Source organism: Paenibacillus ihumii (assembly GCF_001403875.1).
In the GTDB taxonomy this organism is placed as follows: domain Bacteria; phylum Bacillota; class Bacilli; order Paenibacillales; family Paenibacillaceae; genus Fontibacillus; species Fontibacillus ihumii.
The window spans coordinates 33,091-58,425 of sequence record NZ_LN884292.1 but is presented as its reverse complement, the minus strand read 5'-3'; the positions used below and the strand labels follow the sequence as shown (position 1 = coordinate 58,425).

The following is a 25,335-nucleotide window of genomic DNA, read 5'->3' as shown; positions in this document are numbered from 1 at the left end:
ATTACTCTAGTATTGGCAGCGTAATAACCACAACGGTTCCCTTACCAGGCTTGCTGTTTATAGCAAGACCGTACTCTTCCCCGCAAATCAGCTTGATTCGCTCCGCTACATTCGCAAGACCAACCCCTAGGAAAAAAGCTCCTTTCGGCAAATCATCGGGTACCAGACCGCCGAAATGAACCTCATCCTCGAAGCCGAGGCCATTGTCTATAATTTCGAATAATAGATGCTTCCCCTCCTGTCTGCAGCGAATCGTAATCACAGCCCCCTGCGGCTGATCCGCAAATCCATGCAGCACCGCATTCTCCACAATCGGCTGCAAAATAACTTTGGGCGTCCGATACATCTTCACCTTATCTTCAATTTCATAATTCACTTCAATCGGCGTAGTGGTGCGCAAATTTTGAATTCCCATATAACATTCGACATGCTCCAGTTCCTCTTGAACAAGAACCGTATCGCTTCCTTTTCCGATACTGATATGCAGCAAGCGGGATAATAACCGGGCCATTTCCGCCGTATTATTTGCTTTCTGGAACAACGCCGTCCATTTGATCGCATCCAGTGTGTTATAGAGAAAATGCGGGTTGATTTGCGCCTCCAGGGCTTTTACCTCGGCAATTCTTTTATTATTCTGCTCCACATACACCGCTTCCACCAATTCTTCAATTCTCCCCACCATATCATTAAAATGATATTGTAGACTGCCGATTTCATCGCTTCTGCCCTCGTTGATGTGAATCCGTGTCGCTAAATTGCCGAGATGAACCTGCTTCATCGCCTTCACCATCGCTTTTAAGGGCTTAGAGACAGACGATGCCATGGCATAGGCCATAATGATCGAGAACAATACGCACAATATCATGATCATAGCGATTACTTTTATCACTTGATTCGAATCCTTGTATAAGCTGGACCGTTCTATAATATGTACAACCTTCCAATCGTTGCTCTTTAGCTGCTGGTAGTTCACCATAACCTCTTTCCCTTTATACCTGGCCACGAAGCTGCCTTCCTTCACCCCGTCCTGAATAGCTGCCCCCGTGTCATTTTGAAAATAGAGGTCCATCGGCGTCATCAGCATGGATTTGTCCGCATGCGATAAGATGATTCCATTCTGATCGATTACGAAGCTTTCTGTAGAAAGCTCACTGTCTGTATTTTTACTTAAAATATCGCTAAGCATCTCTTCCCGGATATCGAGCACCACCACCATGCCCATCTGCCGGCCATCATAAATGTTGAATACCTGCTTGGCCAGAGAGAAGACCAGCTCCTCATGATTGTCCGCCGTATCCGAATACTGTCCTAGTCTAGTGGGGAACCAGACATAAGAATTCCGCTCGGCCATCGTCCGCTCATAGAAATCAGCCTGATGAGCTTCAAGATCCTCCCAGCGAAAAATCCCCTTAATGTACTGAGCATCCGTAATAAACGAAATCGATTTGAACTCTGGAGAGACCGCCGTGAAGTAAGCCAGCTTGGTAGTCATCGTGAGATGTTCCACAATGCTTTCATCACGCTGCTGCAGCTTATCCAGCAAAGACATAACTTCCGTGTTCGTAATCACCTGCATCAGCATATCCTTGTACCCGGAGAAGCGGATATCGATATTTTCCCCTGTCTGTCGGATCAGCTGCTTCGAGGACTCTGCCACTTTCTTGTCAATAGCATCTTTAGAAATAGAATAAGAAACCAGCCCCAATATAAACAAAGGGATTAATGTCATCGCCATGAGCAGCAAAATCCATTTGTATTTAATGCTTGTTCGCAAATGCCGCCAGCCTTTGCCTAATCTCATCGTCATCATCTCCACCTGCTTCGATACGAACAAAGAAAGACCCAGCCGCATGGCAGGATCCTTCTTCCACTATTTCAGAACTATAGAACTATAATTAAGGATAGACCGTGAAGTTATCAAACGACGTACTCTGATGAGCCGTTCTTAACCCCGCTTTTCCATGAGTAAATGCCGTTTCCGAGTAATCGTTATAATCAATTTTCGGAACGTTCATATCACCTACGTACACCTTAATATTCGTTCCCTGAACGACTACCTTCATTTTATGCCATGTACCTGTGGACAGAGCCAGATTCACACCCGTTAACGGGCTCCAGTTGTAATTTTGTTTACCGAGATACACTCCATCCGTTTTGATGTAGGCATAATACCCCTGCATGAAATCGGCATTGCCTTGCCCAAGCTCCAGCCCATTTGCCGGATTGGTACCGCGGACAATGATCCCCGAGTCTCCTCCGCCCTCGTTCATGCGAATATCCGCTTCCACGGTATAGTCCGCCCAATGATCATCGCCAATCGTTGTCTTGGCAAATGTGCCGCCTGCGGAGTGATACAGTCCGCCGCTGACAGACCAGCTTCCCTCCCATTGCTTCCAGTCGCCGCTCTTGCTCCCATCAAAGTTATCGGTCAGATGAGGTACGCTTGCATGATGCTGGAATTCCATACTGGCGAAGTCGGCCTCACCCGTCACAAATTCAACGCGTAATTCTCTTAAGCCTTGCGTGAGAGGTATGCCCTTCACTGTGATCGAGCGCCATTCATCCCAGCCGCCAGTATTAGGGATTTGCACAAGACCGGTTAAATCCGTCGTTCCGTCCCATAATCTGATTTGTACGCCATCCATGGTGGTTGCCATTCGAAACGTAACATCATAAGCTCCCGTTGAAGCCACATTTACCTTGTACTTTAACCATTCCCCGGACTGGTTCCAGCCTACGTTATAGCCGCCTTCCGGATTAACGCGGATATCTACCGCGTCCTTTCTATATTCGCCGCCCAGATTATTTGCGGTTGTATCATAATAAGCGATTCCTTCGCCACCGCTCATATAATGTACCGCTTCCACTTTGCCGGGGACGGGCTTATACGCATCCCAAGCGTTACTGCCGTCCACTTTGTTGCTGAATGCGACATAAGCAAAGTCAGCATGCGTATCTTCGGTTAAATAGCCGACCTGACCACCGCCAAGATTGGCGCTTTGTACAATCTTCAGCATCTGATCCACGTAGATTCGGAATTCGTTCCCTGATTTCTCGACCCGAATGCTATGCCACTTGCTATAATCAAACCCGGAAGGCAGTGAAGCATAGACCCATCCTTGAGACACGCCATCTACGACAAAATTGACTTCCAGGCGGTTATGCAATTCGCTCAGCATCGCCACGCCGTAATTATCTTCATTTACATAAGAAAACGTAGCTCCGTAACGCGGGGAGGCGCTTGTTCCTCGATTCATTTGCTTCATATGGAATTCTGCCGTATAATTCGCATCCGTCGCCGCGTTCGTAATTTGTTTATGCGCCGCCGTAGAGCCCATACTATCCTGCCACATTAACTCCTGGTTATAGATGCCCCAATGCCCGCCATTTACATTGTACCAGTTCGAGCCGATAGCCGTTCTGTCAAAGCGGTCATGAAAATCCGGCATATCCGGGTCGGGCTGCGATGTTGCCGTAGGGCCTAGGACGAGCATTTTGTCCCCGTTCCATACAACACGATCCATATTAATACTTCGAATCGGCCAGCCTTCAGGCGTGTAGCCCTTCCAATTATGGTAGAACATATAGAGCGAATCCAGATCCGGGCCGGTGACTAACCCATTATGGCCCAGTCCAATCGTTGGCCCCTCGGTTGAGAGGACGACGGGATTCTGCTTGCTGGCAGGTTCAAATCCCGTTAAAGGATGACTGCTCACCGCATAATCGATCCGGTAAGCCGGACTATGAACATGGTTTCCGGTGTATGTCATATAGTATTTTCCATTCCGCTTAATGACGGTAGCCCCTTCTGTCCAGCCTCCGCCGATCGATGCGCCAGTTTGATGTCCGGCTCCAAAAGTATAAGGATCACTCATCGGATGAGCGACCATCTGGCCGTGTTCAGCGCGGTAGAAATACCACTGTCCATCGTCATCAATAAATACATGCCCGTCAATACTCAATCCTTTATTGGGGGTCTGAACGGTGAAAGGCCCTGTAGGGCTTTCGCTGCGCAGCACGTAATGACCGTTTCCGCCCGGAGAGGTATACATATAGAAGTAGCCATTCCAATAAATAACCTCCGGCGCGTAAGCCCCTTTCGTAACCGGGTCCGTTGCCACAAGTCCGGCATAAGTCCAGTTCACTAAGTCCGGCGAGCTCCAGGCTTTAATGCCTGTCTCAGAGTCCTTGGTGCTGACGTACAAATAATAATCGCCTTTGAATTTCAAAATATAAGGATCACCGGAACCATAAGTTTCCCATTCATTGCTGAGTGTCTGAGGATTCTGGTAGGCCTGCGCCAACGAAGCCGGCAAAATTAGGCATCCCACCATTAGAACAAGCAAAATCTTTAAATATCTTCTCATAGCGTCCTTCCTCCCACAGGCGAATGTAATCGCTTTCTATTTTATCGTCATCTTATCATCACTCCTTGAAGTTTTTTATATCTTATAGAGTATATAATTGAAATGACTGCTCTTTTAATGAAATAGAATAACAGGTATGGCTATCCTTCTGGGGAGGTATGTCCCGTGAATCTGCTCCAGCAGGAGCTCCACTGTAACTTTGCACATTTCCTCGACATTTTGCTTGATGTAGCTCACTTCTGCTAAATCGGACTGGTCAAAACTAATCAGTTCCGGGCGTTGCTCATTGGGCAGATTCATATGTTTTATCGCCCGAAGCGTCATGTGGGTGAGTTCTGCATTTCCAGTGAAAATCGCCGTAATTTCAGGGTGGTTTCTTAGAAATTCCTGAATCTTGGAGCTTCCTTTTCCCGAAGCCATATCAGCTATGCTCACCACACACCACAAATTTTTATTGATCGGCAGGTTTCGTTCAAGGAACGCCTTCTCAAATCCCAGCGCCCGGTCCGCCGTTACCGAATTGGTCACTTCCATCGTTACAAAAGCGATTTGCTGATGCCCTCGGCTAATGAGATGCTTGATCGCCTGATAGGAGCCATCCACATTATCTGCGCTTACGCTGTAAGTCTCGATTTCTTTCAGATAACGATCGATCAGGACGAGCGGGAACCGGTTCAATGACAATCTTAAAATATCATTGTTATACATCTCCTGCTCAATCGGAAATATGATAAGCCCCTTTACCCTTAATTGGAGTAAATCCTCGATGGCCCTGCTCTCTTCCAGCGATGATTCCTGAGTAATTTTGATCAGGAGATGATAGCCATTTTTCCGGACGTATTGCTCGATAGCATTGATGATCCGCTGATCTACCTTTGTCTTCATGCTGGGGAGAATGAGCCCGATTAATCCCTTATGACCGCTCATGGACGGGATATCCTTGGGGATATGATTGACAAATGTCCCTTTTCCCCGGTGTCTGACCAGGATTCCTTCTTCAGCCAGCCCATTCAAAGCATTTTTAGTTGTAATCTTGCTTACATGATACTGCTCGGCGAGCTCTGTCTCCGACGGGACGCGATCCCCTGGCCTCAGCTGCCCCGTTCGTATGAGATACCGGATGTCCTCTTGAATCAACTTGTATAGCGGTAATGACTTCATAGGCAAGTCACTCCCTCCCTGTTCCATGCTGCTTTAGCTCAAAGACATATAAATGATTATAACATCAGACCTATTTCTTCGTTGAAAATAGAAAAAGAGCTGCTTAAGACAGCTCTTCCTATGCATACATCTTAACTCCTTTTCATGCGATCTGAATTTACGAAAGAGGACGAACCACGTTCATGACCATCTCTGAATTCTCCGTGATCACATAATCAGGTAATTCCTCTCCATGCAGCAGCCAGAGCTCGTGCAGAGCCCTTGTACAGCCGACATAGAGCAGTTTGGCATCCTCCGGCGAGTAATGCTCCCGGTCGACATCCGTAACAATGACAGCGTCAAATTCAAGCCCTTTGGACAAATAAGCTGGCAGGACGGATATGCCGCCGGCATACTGATCGGTACGGCCATCGATCAAATGGGCTTCGATCCCCTCCTGAACGAGCCATTCATGGAGCTCCGAAGCATCCTGCAGCGTCCTCGTCAGCAGCGCCGTCGTCCGGTAGCTTCCCTTGAGCACGGCCTTCAGTACCTCGGTGATGGCCCCGCTCCGTTCCGTTCCCGCCGCAGGCAATAGCTTGACCGGCTCCCCGCTGCGAAATACGGGAACGGCCAGCAGCTCTGTGCCGACTCCCCTGGACAATATTTCGTTTCCGAAAGATATGATTTCCATCGTCGAGCGGTAGCTGCGCGTCAGGGCATAATAAGCTGTATCCTCCGAATCGAACAGCTCCTGCATTTCATGCCAATCACGCACCCCTTTATAATAGTGAATGCCCTGCGACAAGTCTCCCAGTATCGTAAAAGAATGCCCTTTGACAAAGCGGTCCAATACAGCGATCTGGAAGGGAGAGAAATCTTGAGCTTCGTCGATGACAATATGGTCGAAGGTCATCTGGCCCTCGACCTCATGAATGCACGTATATAAATAGAGCAGCGGCGCGAGATCCTCCTCTTTAACGATGCCCTGCTTCAGGTTGCCGCGCGTCTCCTGCCAAATGGCCGGGGGAATATCAGCAGACATGTCGGGAAGGCCTAGGCCCCCCTTTTTTTTAAGTTGAAAAAGCTCCTCGTACAATGAAAGCGGCGTAAGCTCCGGCCACTTCTTGGCATAAGCCTTCTCACGCTGCTGCGCTTTCTTCTTCCACTCCTTGAGCTGTGCCGCAGACGTTGCTTTCTTCAGCTCCATCTCGATCCAGCGGTGCAGCCGGGCCAGAACCCGTTCTTTGCGTCTTGCCGCAGGATAATGCTTGTATTCTCCCTCGAACCAAGCCATAATCTCGGCATAAGGAAGCTTCGTTCCCTCCCAAGGCTCGAAATCGATCTGCGGGACGCATAAGGCTTCCATGTCAGCGAGAAAAGCATCGATCACCGCCTTGAAGCGCATCGCGCCCTTGAATCGGCCCGGCAGCTCACTTTCCGGCACAGGCTCCGACCGGCCTGCATCGAACCATCGATGAAGATCGCTCTGGCTTGCGGCCGGCGGATGCTCCAGCCCAAGTATTTCCGCAGCCCAGTCCGGGAACGTGCTTTGCTGGATATCGCCAACGCCGAGCTCTGGCAGCACCTCGGAAATATAGTCGATGAACATATGGTTCGGCGCAAAGATGACCATGCGTTCCGCCTTGATCTGCTCTTTATATTGATACAGCAAAAAGGCCAAGCGATGCAGCGCTACTGTCGTTTTCCCGCTGCCCGCCACGCCCTGAATGATAAGTGCCGTGTTTTTTGCCGCCCGGATGATTTGATCCTGCTCTGCCTGGATCGTCGATACGATATCACGCAGCCGGTTGTCTTTATTTTCGCCTAGCCGATAGACGAGAAATTCATCCGACACCGCGGGACCCTCGTCCTCCCGATTGAACGTATCGACGACGCGCTCCAGAATCTGCTGACGGATGACGATGTTTCTTTTTAAATAGACAAGTCCCTCGATAATGCCCTCCGGCGCTTCATAGGATGCTGAATCCCCGCCTGTAAATGAATAAAATAAACTCGCTACCGGCGCTCTCCAATCAATGACCATCGGCTGCTGGCCGGAAGGGTCGCTGACGCCGACTTTGCCAATATATAGAGAGGCTGGCTTCCGGCCCTGTTCCTCAAAATCAAGCCGGCCGAAGTAGGGCTCCCGCACGGATTTCTCCAGCTGCTGGCGCTGTTCCTCCCGGCCCGCCTCCAGTACCTGCTCCGTAAAATCATGACCTGTATACACAGGTATGGCTCGCAAAGCTGACAATTGGCGGTCGATCTCCTTCAAGGTACGGTCCAGCCGCTCCTTCTCTTCTTGATAGGCACTTTGAAAATCAGTCATTTCAGTTACCTCCTAAGGTTTAGTGTTCCAATTGTCCTGGCGAGTGATTTTATATATCCAGAGTCAAAAGGAGTTACATTATACCACCATGGAAAACAAAAAGCGACCGCCTTCATGGAAAAAGGCAAAATCGCTTTGTCTTCATTAAATCTTGATTCCGTTGATTTCGAGCAGTTCCCGGACGGCTACGCTGACCATAATGAGGCCGACCACGGGCGGAACAAACGAGTTGCTGGCCGGAGGCTGCTTCGCCTTGCGGATTTTCGCGCCCTCCGGGGCAATTTTCTTGGTGACATCCTCACGAGGTTTAACCGGATCCTCCGTGGAGAATACAACCTTAACCCCTTTCTTGATGCCGTCTTTGCGGAGCTTCGTGCGAATGACGCGAGCCATCGGATCGACCGAGGTCTTCGAAATGTCCGCTACCTGGAAGCGGGTCGGATCCATTTTATTCGCGGCGCCCATGCTGGACAGCATCGGAATTTTTCGCTTCAGGCATTCCTTGATGAGATGGATTTTGTACATGATCGTATCCGAGGCATCCAATACGTAATCGATGTCATATTGGAACAACTGCTCGTAGGTTTCTTCCGTATAAAACATATTTAGCGCAATCGTCTCGCATTCCGGGTTAATGAGCTTAACCCGCTCACACATCAAATCCGCTTTTTTCTGCCCGATCGTCGTAGTCAGGGCATGGATTTGGCGGTTGATATTCGTTATATCGACAACATCTTTATCGATCAGAATGATGCGTCCGACTCCCGTACGGGCTAGCGCCTCTACGGCAATTGAGCCGACTCCGCCGATGCCAAGGACCGCTACCGTACTGTTCTTCAAGGCTTCAAGGCCTTCGGCTCCGATCGCCAGCTCTGTCCGTGAAAACTGATGCAGCATACTTCCCGCAATCCTCCTTTATGAAGCAGAAACGGGCTGCGGCTTCCTGTCAGGAGGCAGTACCCGTTTCTAGCGAATGAATTATTGTTTTTTATCTTCAGCCGGCTTCACGGCCAATTTAATATGAAGCTGCTCTAATTGCGGTGCGTCCACTTCAGACGGGGCATTCATGAGCAGATCTGTCGCGCTCGCCGTCTTCGGAAACGCGATCGTTTCACGCAGGTTATTGCGGCCGGCCAGCAGCATGACAAGACGGTCAAAACCGAAGGCTACGCCGCCATGCGGTGGAGTACCATAGTCAAAGGCATCGAGCAGGAAGCCGAATTTCTCCTGGGCTTCTTCAGGGGACAAGCCGATGGCCTTGAACATTTTCTCCTGAACCTCCCGCTTGTAGATCCGCATCGAACCGCCGCCGACTTCGTAGCCGTTCAGTACGAGGTCATAGGCTTGGGCCAGAATTTTGCCCGGATCGGTATCGAACAGGGCGATATCCTCGTCACGAGGGCGCGTGAACGGATGGTGCTCGGCGACATAACGCTTCTGCTCTTCATCCCAGCCAAGCAGCGGGAAGTCGACAACCCAAGCGAATTTGTACACGTTGTCGTCGATCAGGCCAAGCTGGCGGCCAATTTTAAGGCGCAGATTGCCAAGTACGTCGGCAACTACCTTCTTGGTGTCGGCGGAGAAGAGCAGTAGATCGCCTTCCTCTGCACCTGTACGCTCTTTCAGCGCCTCGATTTCCTCCTCGGAGAAAAATTTAACGATAGGTCCGCGGAACTCGCCTTCCTTCACTTGAATCCAGGCAAGGCCTTTCGCGCCGTAGCGGGCCGCATATGTTCCAAGATCGTCAATTTCCTTGCGGCTCCATGTACCGCAGCCTTTGGCGTTAAGTACTTTAACCTCGCCGCCCTTCTCGATGACGGAGGAGAACACTTTGACCCCGCAGGTCGACACGATATCGTTCACTTCGATCAATTCCAGGCCAAAGCGCAGGTCAGGCTTGTCAGAGCCATACTTGCCCATCGCGTCAGCATAGCTCAAGCGCTGGAACGGCGTAGGAATGTCGATTCCTTTGGTTTCTTTAAACAGACGTACAACGAGTCTCTCCATCATGTCGAGCAGTTCGTCGCGGGACAGGAAGGAGGTCTCGATGTCCACCTGGGTGAATTCCGGCTGCCGGTCGGCGCGCAGGTCCTCGTCGCGGAAGCAGCGGGCGATTTGATAGTAGCGCTCCACTCCGCTGACCATCAACAGCTGCTTGTACAGCTGTGGCGATTGCGGCAGGGCAAAAAATTCGCCGGCATGTACACGGCTCGGTACGAGATAATCGCGAGCGCCTTCCGGAGAGCTCTTCGTCAGGATTGGCGTCTCTACCTCGATAAAGCCCTCCCCGTCCAGGAAGTCGCGGAATACCTTCGCTGCTTTGGAACGAAGCATTAATGTCTGCTGCATTTCCGGACGGCGCAGATCCAGGTAGCGGTATTTCAGGCGGATCGACTCGTCCACTTCGATGCCATCTTCGATAAAGAACGGAGGTGTCTTGGCTGCATTCAACACTTCGATCTCCGAAATTTGAACTTCGATTTCACCTGTCGGGAGGTTCGGGTTGAAGGTCTCCGGATCCCGTTTTACTACCTTCCCTTTCACGGCAAGGACGTATTCGCTGCGTACTTTATCGGCGATTTCCAGCGCTTCGCCGGAATAAGCCGGATTGAATACGATTTGCACGATGCCGCTCCGGTCGCGGAGGTCGATAAACAGAACGCCCCCGAGGTCGCGGCGGGTCTGCACCCAGCCGTTCAGAATTACTGTTTCTCCAATATGAGCGGCGCTAAGCGATCCGCAATGATGAGTACGATTCATGGATATGTGGCTCCTTTAATTTAGATATTCCCAACCCTCCCAAACCCTCCCTTGTCGTAAGGGAGGGCCCCCGAGGGCTTGCTGCCCTCGGGACTCCCGCAAACTGGAGTAACGTAGGAGGTGAAGAGGTGCTCCTGCAGCGCTGTTCCCTTTGGGAATGCGCTTTGGTTGGTGCGTGGAACGCTTTTCCCCCTTCGGGTACGTCTTACTTTTGGCGCTCCTGGGTTACCTGGCAAACACGCCGCAGAGTGCTTCTGCTTTCGGCTCACCCGGGTTGGTGTGGTGCTGTTAGCCGCTTGCCGCCCTGACGGGCCCGCTCTACGCCGGTGCTCCTGCGATTGGGCGATAACTGCCACGGGGGTGCGTATTGGCGGTGCTGCGTGCTTGGTGAGCGCTGTCCCCTATGGGGATACGCTCACTGTGGTGCAGGGCAAAGGCTTTTGCGGGTTGCGCTCTCTCCTGCTGAGATACGCTTGCTACGATGCAGGGCAACTACTGCTAGCAGCATGGCTTGCGACTCTTACTTCTACTTTCCACAAGGAATCGGGGATACGCTTGCTATGGTGCATGGCGACTGCTGCTTACTTCAGCTCGTTCGCAAGCTCAGCGAGCTTGACGGTGCGCTGCTCGCCGGTTTCCATCGACTTAAGAGCAATTTCGCCGCGCTCCAGTTCATCGTCACCGAGGATGGCGGTATAGCGGGCTTTCATCCGGTCGGCGGATTTCATCTGTGCCTTCATTTTGCGGCCCAGGTAATCGCGCTCGGCCGAGAAGCCGGCTTGGCGCAGTTTGAAGAGCTGTGTCGAAATTTCCTTGTCGGCGGCTTCGCCTAAAGCGACGAGGTAGACGTCCAGCCTCTTCTCGGCGGAGATGCCGATGCCTTGCTTCTCGAGGATAAGCGCAATCCGCTCCAGACCGATCCCGAAGCCAATACCCGGCTGATCAGGACCGCCGATATCAGAGACAAGACCGTTATAGCGCCCTCCTCCCCCAATGGTATCGATCGCTCCAATGCCTTGGGCTTTATATTCAAACGCGGTGTGCGTGTAATAGTCCAGTCCGCGAACGAGGCGATGGTTAATCGTAAATTCGATGCCCATCGCCGTCAGCAGCTCCTGCACTTTGGCGAAATGCGTCGTGCATTCTTCATCCAGGCTGTCCAGAATCGAAGGGGCAGCGGCAAATTTCTCCTGATCCACCTTGCAATCGAGCACTCGCATCGGATTACGTTCGATCCGGGACTGACAATCCTTGCACAGGTTGTCCTTCATCGGCATGAGGAAACCGAGCAGCTTGTCACGATACACCGCCCGGCTCGCCGGGTTGCCGACGGAATTCAGTTCTACCTTGACCTCCTGCAAGCCGAGCTCCCGGCAGTACTCATATCCAAGAGCTACAACCTCGGCGTCAATCGCCGGATCGACAGCTCCGAATACCTCAACGCCGAACTGATGGAATTGCCGTTGGCGTCCCGCCTGCGGACGCTCATAGCGGAACATCGGGCCGATATAATACAGCTTCGTCACGTCCGGCTCCCCGTACAGCTTGTTCTCTACATAAGAGCGGACGACTCCCGCCGTTCCTTCAGGCCGAAGCGTCATGCTGCGGTCGCCCTTATCGGTGAACGTGTACATTTCTTTCTCGACAATATCCGTCGTTTCTCCGACGCCGCGTTCAAACAATGACGTTTGTTCAAAGATCGGCGTCCGAATTTCCTTGTAGTTGAAACGACGGCACAAATCTCTGGCTTTCTCTTCAATAAATTGCCATTTCTCGACAGCGCCGGGCAGTATGTCCTGTGTGCCTGTCGGCTTTTGAAAAGCCATGTCCATCCCTCCATCCAATAATCATGCTAAATTGTGAAAATAAAAAAACTCCCGTCCTGTTCATAAATCCAAACAGGGACGAGAGATCGTTTACCGAATCACCCGTGGTGCCACCCACATTCCGACTGCCTAGCTATAGCCTGGCAACAGAACAGCTCCATCCCGTTCCGTATGCCTAGCTTGCGGCAATCGCTCTATACGGTTAACGCCCGTCTGCGCCGATCGGCTACTCTTCATCATTTCACCGCCGGTTCTCAGGGAAGTCTTTCGTTCAATCATCACCAGAATCCTTCCAGCCAGTCATGAGCGGATACATGGTTCCAAGAACCAGCTGTGTGCAGCCTGTACAGCCATGTATTCCCTCATCTCCGGGATTCCTCTCTGTGGATGTGGGGTTGAATTACTTTCTCCCGTCATCGAATAGAAGTATTAAAGAAATTGCGTATATTTTTAGATTGTAAGGAACCGGCAGGGCAAAGTCAAGCTCTAATCAAGAAAAAGACCTGCTACCAACGGGGTGCAGGTCCAAAAGGTATATATTTAAAAGGGGGTCATGCTGTTATTATAAACAGGCTATGTTAAAGGATCATGAAAGTAATATTACAGTTATATTACATAAACGAAAGCGATTTATTTATTACACTTCATTATTCATCCAGCTTCGCTACGAAAGCGCCTTGAGAGCGCAATTTATGAACGACGGCTTCGTAATCCTGTTCCCGGACCTTCAAGCTCAGCACATATTTCAGGCTATCGTAATCTTCATCGCCTAAATCATTCAATCCGCCCGCGAAGTCGGCTTCCTGCCGCTTTGTTTCCTCTGAGCCTTCCTCATCGTCCCGCCCTCCATCGGCAAGGGAGCTGCTTGGCGTTACGACCGGCACGGCTCCTTGTCCTCCAGAGGTTCCCGGATAGCCAACTGCGCCATATGTGCCTCCCGTAGCGATGTTATTGACCGGGACAAACGGAATCTGAAGACTCAGATCCCTTCCAATTGACTGATCAAGGCGCCCGACTTCAACCTGCTCCGTCTCGAACGGCAGCAGGCTCATCCTGGCTCCTTCCGCCTGATCTTCGCTTTTGAAATACGCTTGAATATGCTTGGCCATATCGATCTCTCCTTTTGAGCATTGATCGGACAAGGTCCAGCTTGCCCGCCTACCGCAGCACCTGCAGAATTTCGCGTACAAAGGCCGGTTCGTCCTCAGGCGTACGCGAAGTAATGAAGTTGCCGTCGACGACTACCTCCTGATCCTTATAGTCGGCTCCCGCGTTGATCATATCATCCTTAAGCGGCGGATAGCACGTTATCGTGCGCCCCTTCAGCAGATCTGCACTAATCAGGATTTGCGGGCCGTGGCAAATCGCAGCAATCGGTTTTTTAGCCTCGTTGGCCTCCTTTACAAATTGCAGAATCCCCTCATGCAGGCGCAGATTCTCCGGAGACGAGCCGCCAGGGATGATCACGGCATCATAATCCGCCGCTCTAACATCGCTAATGGCTTTCTCTGCCTTATACTCGGCCTTGCCCTGCTTTCCCTTCAGCGTCTCTCCCGCCTTGAGGCCGATAATGTCGGCTTCATGGCCTGCCTTCTTCACTTCATCGTATGGAACCTGCATTTCCGAATCTTCAAAGCCGTTGGCCAGCAGAAACGCAACTTTGCTCATGTCTGTTATCTCCTCCCATTGGGTTTATGCTCTCTCGGGATGTTATTACCCGAAGTTGGAATTGTTATAACTAAGCAAACAAGCTGAGCGGCGGCTCAGCCGCCCGAACGGGGCAGCAGCTCCTTACCTGGCTTGAACTCCAAATGAAGCCATTCAAGCTCCTCGGTTCTGGCTGCCCGAGCCAGCATACTGGCTTCGATTCGGTCGCCCGCAGGAAGCAGCGGATATTGGCGCCACTGCGTTGCTTTAAGTGACTGTCGCATAATTGGACTCCTTTTAAGAGGTCCTTTATTTATTATTAGACAACAAAAAAATACGACCTCTCTTCTCCAGATTGCCCTGAATAGAGAAATCGTATTCTGCGCTCTCGCGCTACGGCGTTTCCGCCTTTGCCGGCTGATGGCTTTCGACTATTAGCGTCACGGGGCCCCAGTTTGTCAGCTGGACATCCATGTCCGCACCGAATTTGCCTGTTTCGACTACAAGGCCTTTGTCGCGAAGCAGGGCATTGAAGCGTTCATATAGCGGCTCCGCCTGTTCAGGCCTGGCCGCGGCAATGAAGCTCGGGCGCTTGCCTTTGCGGCAATCTCCATAGAGCGTAAACTGGGACACGGACAGGATGGCCCCGCCTATATCGGTTACGCTGCGGTTCATCTTACCTTCCTCATCTTCGAAAATCCGCAGCCCGGCGATTTTATCCGCTAAATATGCCGCTTCTTTCTCCGTATCCTCGTGTGTAATGCCGACCAGCAGCGTAAGGCCTTGTTCAATCGAGCCGATCACAGCCCCATCTACCGTAACCTTCGCTTCCTTACAGCGCTGCACTACAACTCTCATCGGTCTATATCTCCTTTATATCAAGCCTGCACCAAGCTTACTGCATGATGCGGTGCACGGTGTACACATCCTGAACCCGTTTGATCTTCTCCACCACAGCATGAAGATGGTCGGTATTCCGAATCAGGATCGTCATATGAATGAGCGCCATCTTGTTCTTGTCCGACCTTCCGGAGACCGCCGATATATTGGTCTTGCTCTCTGAGACGGCTTGCAGCACCTCATTCAAGAAGTTGCGGCGATCATGGCCGGTAATTTCTATATCGACGCTGTAGTTCGCTTCCACCGCATGCTCCCATTCCACTTCAATCACGCGCGCCGCCTCTTCCCCGTCGCTGGCCGTTGGTATATTCGGGCAATCGCTGCGATGCACCGAGACGCCGCGTCCGCGGGTAATATAGCCGATAATATCATCCCCCGGAACCGGGTTGCAGCATCTTGCAAAGCGTACGAGCAAATTGTCGATGCCTTTGACAACGACACCGTTGGTCGGACGGGGTCTTCGTTCCTCATGAGCCTTGACTTCCTTGACCTCGGAGGTCAGCTCGATCTGCTCCGCTTCTTCCTGCTCCTTGCGGAGCTTCTCGGTCAGCTTCGTGACGACCTGGGATGCGGTAATGCCTCCGAATCCGATAGCGGACAGCATATCCTCCACATCGTTAAAGGCATACTTCTTCGCCGCTTCCAGCAGCTTATCCTCCGTCATCCACTGTGCCGGTTCTAAGCCAGCGCGTTTCAGCTCTCGCTCGATCGCATCGCGGCCCTTCTCTACGTTCTCTTCCCGCTTCTCCTTTTTGAACCACTGCTTGATTTTACTGCGGGCGTGGGAGGATTGGGCAATCTTCAGCCAGTCCTGGCTCGGGCCATAGGAATGCTTCGAGGTCAGAATCTCAATGATATCTCCTGTCTTAAGCTTGTGATCCAGCGGAACGATGCGTCCATTGACCTTGGCGCCAATCGTGCGATTGCCTACCTCCGTATGGATACGGTAAGCAAAATCTAGGGGCACGGAGCCGGACGGCAGCTCGATGACCTCGCCCGATGGGGTGAAGACGAACACAAGGTCGGAGAAGAAATCCATCTTGAGCGACTCCACGAATTCCGAAGCATCCTTGGCCTCATGCTGCAGCTCCAGTATTTCGCGGAAGAAGGTCATTTTGTTCTCCGGTGTGCCCGCGTCCGTTCCCTCTTTATAAGCCCAGTGGGCGGCGATCCCGTATTCCGCGGTCCGGTGCATTTCTTTGGTGCGGATCTGCACCTCCGTAGGCTCCCCGGTCGGACCCACTACGGTCGTATGCAGGGACTGGTACATATTCGCCTTCGGCATGGCGATATAATCCTTGAAGCGCCCCGGCATCGGCTTCCATAGAGTATGGATGATGCCCAAAGTCGCATAGCAGTCCTTAATGTTGTTCACGATGATCCGAATAGCCAGCAGATCATAAATTTCATTGAACTGCTTGTTCTTCGTCGTCATCTTCTTATACACGCTGTATATATGCTTCGGCCGGCCGGACAGCTCCGCCTCGACGCCCATTTCATCCAGCTTCTCCTGAATGCGGGCGATGACATTCTGAATGAACTCCTCGCGCTCAGCCCGCTTCTTGTGCATTAGATTGGCGATCCGGTAATACTGCTGAGGATTCAAATAACGCAGGGAAATGTCCTCCATTTCCCACTTGATTGCCGAGATCCCCAGCCGATGGGCGATGGGACAGAAAATCTCCAGTGTCTCGTAAGCAATGCGGCGTTGGCTCTCCTCGGACTGGAACTTCAAGGTCCGCATATTATGGAGCCGATCCGCTAGCTTGATGACGATGACCCGGATGTCCTGTGCCATGGCAATAAACATTTTGCGGTAATTTTCATTCTGCTGCTCTTCCTTGGATTGAAACTTGATCCGCTCCAGCTTCGTTAGTCCATCCACCAGCATGGCACAATCGCTGCCGAAGTGATCATGAATTTCCTGCAAGGAAACGGTCGTGTCTTCAACGACATCATGAAGCAGGGCAGCAATAATAGAAAGAGCATCCATTTGCATGCCCACGACAATTTCCGCAACCGCTAGCGGATGCAGAATATAAGGTTCGCCGGATTTCCTCAGCTGTCCATGATGGGCCTGTTCCGCGAAGTCATATGCTTCCCGAATGCGCTTGAGATCCGGTTCTTTAATGTAGGGAGACGCCTTTTCGAGTAATCGCTCTATGCCCATTGAATCCGATTCGTTTCCTTTCTATATGAAATAAGACTGTATTACAACGCATAAAAGGGCACTTTTCGCCCAATTTTGATTTCCTATAATTATGACTCCTGCATCCTCTTACGTCAACTATCAAGGCTTGGTTCGGCAAGCATAACCTTCTATATTTAAAATCTTGAAATTAAAAAGTTTGTAAAATAAACAGGAATTAGTTTCCTGCCTATCGAATATCTTCTTTTAGTCCTATACATATACTACCAAGGAGGTAATAATACTTATGAATGACCCCGGCTTAGATGCATCGTCAACAAATCTTGATCCGAAGGTTGCTGGTTTATTATGCTATGCGCTGACCTTCGTTACGGGAATCATCTTTCTCGTACTTGAGAAGAAAAGCCGTTTCGTCAAATTTCACGCCATGCAATCGATCGTCGTATTCGGCTTGCTGACCGTCGCCAACATCTTGTTCTCCTGGATCCCGTTCATCGGCCCGCTCGTCTCCCTGATCGTTGGCCTGCTGACTTTTGTGCTGTGGATCGTACTAATGCTCATGGCGCTGCAGGGAAAATGGTTTAAGCTGCCTTATATCGGCGACTTCGCCGAGCAGCAAGCCAAGAATTTTTAACAGGCTGTAATTGGATGATATGGTGTAATTGATAACGTTACGCGATTATGGTTTTGGAAAAGACCCGAAGCTCGCAATCTAGGCGAACTTTCGGGTCTTTTTTACAAAAATTTTAGATCTGTATAATATTTTTTGTTGAAAATTGCAAGCATAGTCATTATCCTAGTAAGGATAACTAAATATGAACGTTTAGAGGAGTGACCCTGCTTGCAACGCGAAATTCAAGTTAATGAGAAAGTTCCCTTTGGGCCCGGTGTTCTGCTGAGTATGCAGCACCTTTTTGCCATGTTCGGCAGCACGGTGCTAGTACCGAACATTTTCGGTGTAGATCCGGCAATGATCCTGCTCATGAACGGGATCGGTACGCTGCTGTACATTTTGATTTGTAAAGCAAAAATTCCTGCATACCTCGGATCGAGCTTTGCCTTCATCTCCCCGGTCGTTGTAGTTCTGAATGCTCATCCGGATATGGGCTATTCTTATGCTCTGGGCGCATTTATCGTGACAGGCTTAATTTTCATCGTGATCGCGCTTATCATTCAATATGCCGGCACAAATTGGATCGATATCGTGTTCCCTCCGGCGGCCATGGGGGCGATCGTTGCACTGATTGGTCTTGAGCTCATTCCGGTGGCCGCCGGCATGGCAGGGCTGATCAATCCGGATCCGACCAAGGCCTGGACGCCAAATCCGACGGAAATTATGCTTTCCCTCGTTACGCTAGGGGTCACCGTCCTCGGTGCAGTTCTGTTCCGCGGCTTCCCGAAAATCATCCATATCCTGATCGGGATCGTCGTCGGATACGGACTAGCCTACTTCCTGGGCCAGGTTGACAAGGAGGCCATCGGAATTGCACCCTGGTTCTCCATGCCAACGGTTACAACGCCGCAGTGGAATCTTTCCGCCATCATCACGATCATTCCGGTGGCGCTGGTCGTTATCGTTGAGCATATTGGGCACTTGCTAGTGACGAGCAATATCGTCGGCAAAGACTTGTCCAAAGATCCGGGCCTGCATCGCTCCCTGCTCGGCAACGGGATCTCGACCGTCATCTCAGGCTTCGTAGGTTCAACGCCGAACACTACGTACGGGGAGAATATCGGGGTTATGGCCTTGACGAGAGTTTACTCGGTCTTCGTCATCGGCGGAGCGGCGATCTTTGCCATCCTGCTCTCGTTCTCCGGTAAATTCTCCGCCATCATCGCCTTTATTCCTACACCGGTCATGGGCGGCGTATCGCTTCTCTTGTTCGGAGTAATCGCGGCCTCCGGCCTGCGTATTTTCGTAGAGCAGAAGGTTGATTTCTCCCGCCCGACGAACATGCTTCTAGCCACCCTCGTTCTCGTAATCGGCTTAAGCGGAGCAACGTTGAAAATGGGCGACGTCGAGCTAAAAGGGATGGCTCTGGCTACCATCGTCGGCATTGTGCTGAGCCTGTTCTTCAAGCTGATTGAGGTGCTTGGCCTCTCCAATGATAAGGAAGAAGCGGCCAAGTGATCTAAGCCTACATCGTGAATTATAGAAAGGTCGAGCCGGGGAATGCCCCTGCCCGACCTTTTCTTTTATAAGTGAATCACTTGCGATAGCTTAGTTCGTGAACGCATAGTGGGGCGAATCATATTGCGGTCCAGACTTCTCGTACGTAAACCAGTAATCGATCACGTCCCCGGCCTGCAGTCCTCCGATAACCTGCTCCCAGCTGCCGTTATTGTTAGTCATCCGGTAATTCAGCTGCTGGCCGCCGGACACCGTATAATGAATATCTACGTAGAGTGCAGGCGTCTTCGGAGTAAAGATAATTTTCACCTCCGACCCCGAGACTCGGTTTACTTTCACCGTGTAATCATCCGTAACGATATCCCCGCTATTGCCGCCTCCATTACCGCCTCCATGGTTACCACCGTTATTGCCGCCGACATTGAAGCTGTTCGGCTGCACCGTTACCTGATGCCCGTCCGAGAAATGAACCGTCCTTACGCTGCTTGTCATATTGTAGACAACATACGTCTTGACTCCGTTCTTATTGAATACGGCATAAATCGGATAGTCCGCAGTAACTGCCGGATCGGCATGGCCCAATGCATCCAAATTATGAATCCAGTGATATGCATTTGCCTTGGAGTTGCCCGCCTCGGGAATCAACTGAGCCGCCCGCGCGTTAAATTTCGCCTTGGCATCGGCAGGATCGGAAATGGCCCGGTACATATATACGAGGTCTTCCCAAGGACTGAAATTGCCGCCGCTCTCCGCCAGCAGGGCATCGTAGTTTCTCGCCGTATATGATGGATACTGCGTTAGATAGAGCGAAGCGGAGGTAATTGGAAGCCAGTTGATGCCATGAACCTCGGTCGGATTGTTCGTCCACCAAGTAGCATCCCCTACTGTCTTGCCACCCCAAATCATGCTCGCCGTCTCTTTGGTAAAGCCGGATGGAAAATTCGTATCATGCACGTCGAACCAGTATTCATTGATGGCATTCATTTCCGTTACGTATTGATAAATCCCCGCATCGCGGATCGTCTTGTTGCCTGTAGCCTCGCCCCACAGGATAAGCCCTGCCCAAGCATTCATGGCCTCGGACGATGACTCGTTGTTATTGCCGTCCCCGAAATTGGCATGACCGGAAGCCCATGAATGTCCGGCATATGGGTCAAAATTGCGCAAATACGGGAACATGGAATCCGCACGGTCAACATTAGCAATGTCGCGAATGAGAAGCTTGATCATTCCGCCCCAATTGGAGTCGCTAGCCCACTCCTTATCCGTTCTGGCGATTTCGGCTGCCGCCTTGATAAAATATCCATAATGGAAATGATGGTCATTCAGCTCATTGGCGGTCCCATAGCTGTCCGGATAGCCGATAACGGTTCCCCAATTATTGTTATAATAGAATACATTGGAGGCTTTCAGATTGCCGGAAGCATCGCTTGCTTGAAGCCAGTCTTCCAGGCGGCTCTTAATTTCCGAGCGAAATTGATTTGCGGCAGCCGTGTTGCCGACCTGGTCGGCAATCGGTGCGAGCATCGCCAGCTTGCCCAGGCGCTTGCCGATCCAGTACGTATCTGTAGCTCCGGCATACTGCTCGGCAGCAGCCTCATTCACATACTGGTTCAGGAGATTCTTGTCATAAGATCCCAGATCCGGAAGCGAAGGCAGAACGCCGTTAAACTTCATCTTCGTCTGAAAGCTCGTTCCTTCAACCGTCTTCATTTGCCCTCTGACGGATGGATACGTGTAGGCTAGCGTAGCGGCCGTAGAGTTCTTCCACTGGTGCGGATACAAGGCAAAGATGGTTCCCGTTGAATGACCTTCCTTCGCTGTCGTGCTGGCTGTGAAGGTCGTGACTACGTCGCTGGTAGCTTCATTATAGACATATTCCACCTTGGTATCGGTAATATGAGAATAAGCATACTGCTTGAATTTATTTAAAGTATCTGCGGAGTTATCCGGAAGAACGGCAATCGAGAAATAATTTTTGCCATTCAGGTGGTTGGTCAATGTACTGCTGCCGAGTCCGCTCCACGTGCTGCCCGCTGCCCCGAATAAACCGTAATGTGCCCCTTCGATCGTAATTCCGAGAACAGAGCTGTCGCCATTCCCCGACCATACGGTTGGCGGCGTATAAAATTTCAGCTGCGGATCCCCTCCTGCAAAGGTAAAATAAACATACGGCGAGCCGTGCCCGTAGGACACATTCATCGAGCTGCTTCCCTGCTGATACAAGGCCTTTACAAACCAATCGCTGAACCCGTCTACCCTGGCATCGGGAAAGGCCGAGACAGCGGAATGGCTCACCGTGAAATCATGAATATCATTCATCCAGCCTGCGACGAACCCCGACAAAGCATGGACTCTAGCTCCCGGATAGTAAATGCGGATACCGTCCTCCTGATGCTTCATCGCCAAGGGATGAGGATACTGGGCATCGGAATAAACGCTCCAGGCCAAGCTGCTCCACCAATCATTCGTAGGCATCTTCCCAGTGATGTTAGAAGTCTTATATATGCTGGATGGCGCATCTGTCGCTCCCGGAGGCAGTACGTGCGAATAAGAGCCTTTACCAATCGTAATCTCCCCTGAAAACGCATTCAAATTTGTCGCCCATAGCGATATTCCAACGGCCAATACAAGCACACACGAAATTAGCTTCTTCAATGGAATCCTCCTCAGTTATAATAGTTGTAAGTCGCCTGCATGCATCGCTTAATCGATACACCCCTATTGTTAGTCTCTGGAAGCGGCAAGGTCAAGAAGATATTGTTATTTTTTAACTAAATAAGGCGAAAACACTAAAATTTAGAGGGGAATCCAGTACGAAACACCTGCATTATTTTCGTAAAAGATCCATATGTTTACACCAGTAATATCTATCTTTTTACGTATATAGGCACTCTTTAAAGACGCTTTTTCTTGCGAGTTTAGGGGATTCGTGTCCGCAGCTTTTCTATTCCTCAAACACAAACAAGACATCCCGCGAAGGATGCCTTGTTCATTTTATGATTGGTTTGCTGTGCGACTTATATATAGCTTCCCTTTAATACTTTAACAGTGAGTACACATCGATGCCTGGCAGCTTCTCCCGGCCATTCAAGTCGGTAAGCTCAATCAGGAACGCGGTTCCCACCACATTGCCGCCCAGCTCCCTCACAAGCTTGACCGATGTAGAGATCGTACCGCCTGTAGCGAGCAAATCATCGGCTATTAGGACATTCTGTCCCGGCTTGATTGCATCGCTATGCATAGCAAGACGGTCCGAGCCGTATTCCAGGTCGTAGCCGACCTCAATCGTTTTGTACGGCAGCTTTCCGCTCTTGCGGATCGGGATGAAGCCCACGCCCAACGCGTAAGCCAAAGGAGCGCCTACCACGAAGCCTCGAGCTTCCGGGCCGGCGATCAGATCAATATTCAGATCGGCCACCATTCTCTTAAGCTCATTGATTGCTTCGCGATATTTCTCTCCATTGTTAAGCAAGGTGGTGATATCCTTGAAGCTGATTCCCGGTTGGGGAAAATCGGGTATGACGCGAATGTACTCTTTGAAATCCACTGCAATCTCCTCCTAGTAGTTAGCGAATAACAACGGCATTATCTATGAATGAATCATAAAAATGCTAAGATACGTTATGCTGTTTCGTGATAAGCCACTGCGTAATTTGCGGTATTCCGGCATGGTGCAGAATCTGTTCCATTTCGGCCAGCCTTCCAAGCTCCATGTAACGTCTCGACGAGTCCAGCGGCCGCTTGGCGGGAGACTGATTCATCGTTACCGTCCCTTTATCGCGATAAATAAAGCCCAGCTCTTCGAAAATCTCCAGCGTCATCACCAGCATCCGCCGCGATAAGCGGGTGCGCTGCATCAAACTCTCAACGAGCTCTTCCTCTGGGACAGCAGCCGTGACCTGATGCCTGAGCAGGGCATAGATCTGTTTGAATTGCTCCCGGGAAGGCGGCAGAATGGCCTCCCGTTGATCCCTTGCCGAATGGAAAAGATACACTCGCTCAAGCGAGGAGAAGGAGCCCATCATTTTATGCCAAATTTCAAATGAGCCTGGCAGCTCCAGAACAAATAATATTTTGATATGAGTCCTGCTTGGGCCGTTCAATTCAGCGGCCGTATTGCCTGGAACGATGCCGACGTCCTTATCATATATCCAACAAGGGGTATCATTCAATTCATAATTTTTCACCAAATTCGAATCATTCATGGCGACGACGGCGATCCTTTGCTGCTCCATCGATTGCTGCTCGATCAGCCGCTCGCGAATTTCGTTCATCTTCATGATAGGATGCCTTGACCCCCGATGATCGAACACCTGGATATGAGGCACTGCAAGATCCTGAATCATTAATTGCGGCTTGCGTGAGCCGTTCCACTCATTAATGCTGGCTTCGGCAACAATATCGACTCTGGCCTCCTCCGCCAGCTGGGAGATCAGCTCGCCCTTCCCGAAAGCGACGGCCTCTATCGTGGTTCCATTTTGGCTTAATACCAGCTTCATATGCTTGCCTTCCTTGCCCAGTGGGCGGCATTCCAAGAGCTTGGCGCCGCGAATAAGAAGCCGGGGGCAAGCATTACCCATGCCGAACGGGGCTAGACCCTCCAACTGCTCAATAACCGGGAGAGAAATATCCGCAAGGCTGCATTCCAGATCGGCGTGCATTACGGGAATGAAATGTTCTTCGCGGAGTATTTCGGCCGCAAACTTGTTAAGCTGATCTTCCAGATCTCCAAGGCGGCTGCGCTGCAGAGTCATCCCTGCCGCAGAGGGGTGACCGCCGTAATGCTCCAGCAAATCTTTGCAGTGAGTCAGAGCCTCATATATATCAAATCCCGGAATAGAGCGCGCGGAGCCCTTGCATGTCCCCGTTTCAGGGTCTATGCCAAGAACAATGGTCGGACGATAGTATCGGTCAAGTATTTTGGAAGCGACGATCCCGATGACTCCGGGATTCCAGCCCTCTCCGGCCAGCACGATCACATGCGGAACAGAGCCTGCGGCCTCTTTGGCAGCCAGCTGTGCAACCGCCTCTTGAACGATGCTGTCTACCAGCAGCTGGCGTTCCTTATTCAGGATGTCCAAATCCTCCGCAATCTTCTCAGCCTCTTCTATATTTTGCGTAGTCAGCAAAGCAACGGCTTGGTCAGCATGGCTCATTCGGCCGCTTGCATTGATGCGAGGCGCAAGCCCAAAGGCTACGTTCGTAGAGGAGACGGTTTCCTTCGCTTCTCCTTTGGCATAACCGGCCGCTCCCATTAGAGCGGTTATCCCTGGAAAGCTGGAATAAGCCATGGCCTGAAGCCCGCTCTTGACAAGTATGCGGTTCTCATCTGTAAGCGGCATCAAATCCGCTATCGTTCCTAGCGTGACCAGCTCCGTCCATTCGGCAGGAGTCTCCTCCCCTAGCAAAGCCGCTACCAGCTTATAGGCTACCCCGACGCCGGCAAGACCCTTGAACGGATATTTGCAATAAGGCAATTTCGGATTGACGAGCGCATAAGCCTCCGGCAGAATTTCGGGGGGCTCATGATGATCGGTAACAATGACGTCCATGCCCGCCGCATTTGCATAAGCGATCTGCTCCACGGCGCTGATTCCCGTATCCACCGTAACTGTCAACGTGAAGCCACGCTCAATGAACTGCTCCAAAGCCGCTATATGAAGCCCGTACCCTTCCTTGGAGCGATGGGGGATATAGTACTCGAATTTCGCATTCAAGCGGCGCATCAGGCAAACCATGAGGGCCGTAGATGATACCCCGTCCGCATCATAATCACCATAAATCAATATTCGTTCGTCCTGTTCGACCGCCTGCCTGATTCTTGCGACGGCCTCCGGCATGCCGCTAAGCAAATAAGGATCGTGAAGATCCTTCATCGTCCCCTGCAAAAAATGCCGCGCTTCCGTAACATTATCCATTCCGCGGCTTACGAGCAGGGAAGCCAACATCTCGGGGATTCCAAGCTCCCTGGCCAATACCGAAGCAGCAGCAGTGTCGCTATGTAGACCAACCCAACGGTACCTCGGATGAAGCAACCTGACAGCACCTTCCTTCTTCCACCTCCGCCTTCACGCGCTCCT

General features: G+C 51.1%; 18 protein-coding genes. 2 read left to right on the top strand and 16 right to left on the bottom strand.

Going from position 1 to position 25,335, the window contains the following annotated elements; translation table 11 throughout:
• Position 1 precedes the first annotated feature (1 nt).
• The 13 genes from BN2762_RS00720 to BN2762_RS00670 all read right to left on the bottom strand — a co-directional run bounded on the left by BN2762_RS00720 (position 2) and on the right by BN2762_RS00670 (position 17,142).
• Complete coding sequence (locus BN2762_RS00720) at positions 2-1,852, bottom strand: cache domain-containing sensor histidine kinase (RefSeq protein ID WP_055105149.1); 1,851 nt, start codon at positions 1,850-1,852, stop codon at positions 2-4.
• Positions 1,853-1,895: 43 nt separating this feature from the next.
• On the bottom strand, positions 1,896-4,367 hold the full coding sequence (locus BN2762_RS00715) for a family 43 glycosylhydrolase (RefSeq protein WP_055105148.1): 2,472 nt from the start codon (positions 4,365-4,367) through the stop codon (positions 1,896-1,898).
• 114 nt (positions 4,368-4,481) lie between these two features.
• The gene (locus BN2762_RS00710; protein ID WP_055105147.1) at positions 4,482-5,528 is read right to left on the bottom strand and encodes a GntR family transcriptional regulator; all 1,047 of its coding nucleotides are present in this window, start codon (positions 5,526-5,528) and stop codon (positions 4,482-4,484) included.
• A gap of 157 nt (positions 5,529-5,685) precedes the next feature.
• On the bottom strand, positions 5,686-7,839 hold the full coding sequence (locus BN2762_RS00705) for a HelD family protein (RefSeq protein ID WP_055105146.1): 2,154 nt from the start codon (positions 7,837-7,839) through the stop codon (positions 5,686-5,688).
• A gap of 144 nt (positions 7,840-7,983) precedes the next feature.
• Positions 7,984-8,736 (bottom strand): tRNA threonylcarbamoyladenosine dehydratase, encoded by a 753-nt coding sequence (locus BN2762_RS00700; RefSeq protein WP_055105145.1) that lies wholly within the window; start codon positions 8,734-8,736, stop codon positions 7,984-7,986.
• 81 nt (positions 8,737-8,817) lie between these two features.
• A complete protein-coding gene (aspS, locus tag BN2762_RS00695) occupies positions 8,818-10,599 on the bottom strand; it encodes an aspartate--tRNA ligase (protein ID WP_055105144.1) in 1,782 nt (593 codons plus the stop codon).
• Between the two features lie 581 nt (positions 10,600-11,180).
• The gene (gene hisS / locus BN2762_RS00690; RefSeq protein ID WP_055105143.1) at positions 11,181-12,425 is read right to left on the bottom strand and encodes a histidine--tRNA ligase; all 1,245 of its coding nucleotides are present in this window, start codon (positions 12,423-12,425) and stop codon (positions 11,181-11,183) included.
• 129 nt (positions 12,426-12,554) lie between these two features.
• Positions 12,555-12,704 carry a hypothetical protein gene (locus BN2762_RS26685; RefSeq protein WP_154674758.1) on the bottom strand — a complete coding sequence of 50 codons (150 nt, stop codon included), beginning with the start codon at positions 12,702-12,704 and terminating at the stop codon, positions 12,555-12,557.
• 368 nt (positions 12,705-13,072) lie between these two features.
• Positions 13,073-13,534 carry a hypothetical protein gene (locus tag BN2762_RS00685; protein ID WP_055105142.1) on the bottom strand — a complete coding sequence of 154 codons (462 nt, stop codon included), beginning with the start codon at positions 13,532-13,534 and terminating at the stop codon, positions 13,073-13,075.
• 49 nt (positions 13,535-13,583) lie between these two features.
• Positions 13,584-14,093, bottom strand: a complete 510-nt coding sequence (locus BN2762_RS00680) for a type 1 glutamine amidotransferase domain-containing protein (protein WP_055105141.1) — start codon at positions 14,091-14,093, stop codon at positions 13,584-13,586.
• Between the two features lie 95 nt (positions 14,094-14,188).
• The gene (locus BN2762_RS26680) at positions 14,189-14,356 is read right to left on the bottom strand and encodes a hypothetical protein (protein ID WP_154674757.1); all 168 of its coding nucleotides are present in this window, start codon (positions 14,354-14,356) and stop codon (positions 14,189-14,191) included.
• A 109-nt stretch (positions 14,357-14,465) separates the two neighbouring features.
• Entirely contained in the window at positions 14,466-14,930 is a 465-nt protein-coding gene (gene dtd / locus BN2762_RS00675; RefSeq protein WP_055105140.1) for a D-aminoacyl-tRNA deacylase, read from the bottom strand.
• A gap of 37 nt (positions 14,931-14,967) precedes the next feature.
• On the bottom strand, positions 14,968-17,142 hold the full coding sequence (locus BN2762_RS00670) for a RelA/SpoT family protein (protein WP_055105139.1): 2,175 nt from the start codon (positions 17,140-17,142) through the stop codon (positions 14,968-14,970).
• A gap of 265 nt (positions 17,143-17,407) precedes the next feature.
• Between BN2762_RS00670 and BN2762_RS00665 the strand changes: the two genes are divergently transcribed.
• On the top strand, positions 17,408-17,755 hold the full coding sequence (locus BN2762_RS00665) for a DUF4870 domain-containing protein (protein WP_055105138.1): 348 nt from the start codon (positions 17,408-17,410) through the stop codon (positions 17,753-17,755).
• 207 nt (positions 17,756-17,962) lie between these two features.
• Entirely contained in the window at positions 17,963-19,252 is a 1,290-nt protein-coding gene (gene uraA, locus BN2762_RS00660; protein ID WP_055105137.1) for a uracil permease, read from the top strand.
• A gap of 90 nt (positions 19,253-19,342) precedes the next feature.
• Here the strand turns inward: uraA and BN2762_RS00655 are convergent, their stop codons facing one another.
• From BN2762_RS00655 to recJ, 3 genes are all read right to left on the bottom strand, one after another.
• On the bottom strand, positions 19,343-21,910 hold the full coding sequence (locus tag BN2762_RS00655; RefSeq protein ID WP_055105136.1) for a glycosyl hydrolase: 2,568 nt from the start codon (positions 21,908-21,910) through the stop codon (positions 19,343-19,345).
• A gap of 379 nt (positions 21,911-22,289) precedes the next feature.
• On the bottom strand, positions 22,290-22,802 hold the full coding sequence (locus BN2762_RS00650) for an adenine phosphoribosyltransferase (RefSeq protein ID WP_055105135.1): 513 nt from the start codon (positions 22,800-22,802) through the stop codon (positions 22,290-22,292).
• Positions 22,803-22,866: 64 nt separating this feature from the next.
• On the bottom strand, positions 22,867-25,290 hold the full coding sequence (gene recJ / locus BN2762_RS00645; protein ID WP_055105134.1) for a single-stranded-DNA-specific exonuclease RecJ: 2,424 nt from the start codon (positions 25,288-25,290) through the stop codon (positions 22,867-22,869).
• Positions 25,291-25,335 lie beyond the last annotated feature (45 nt).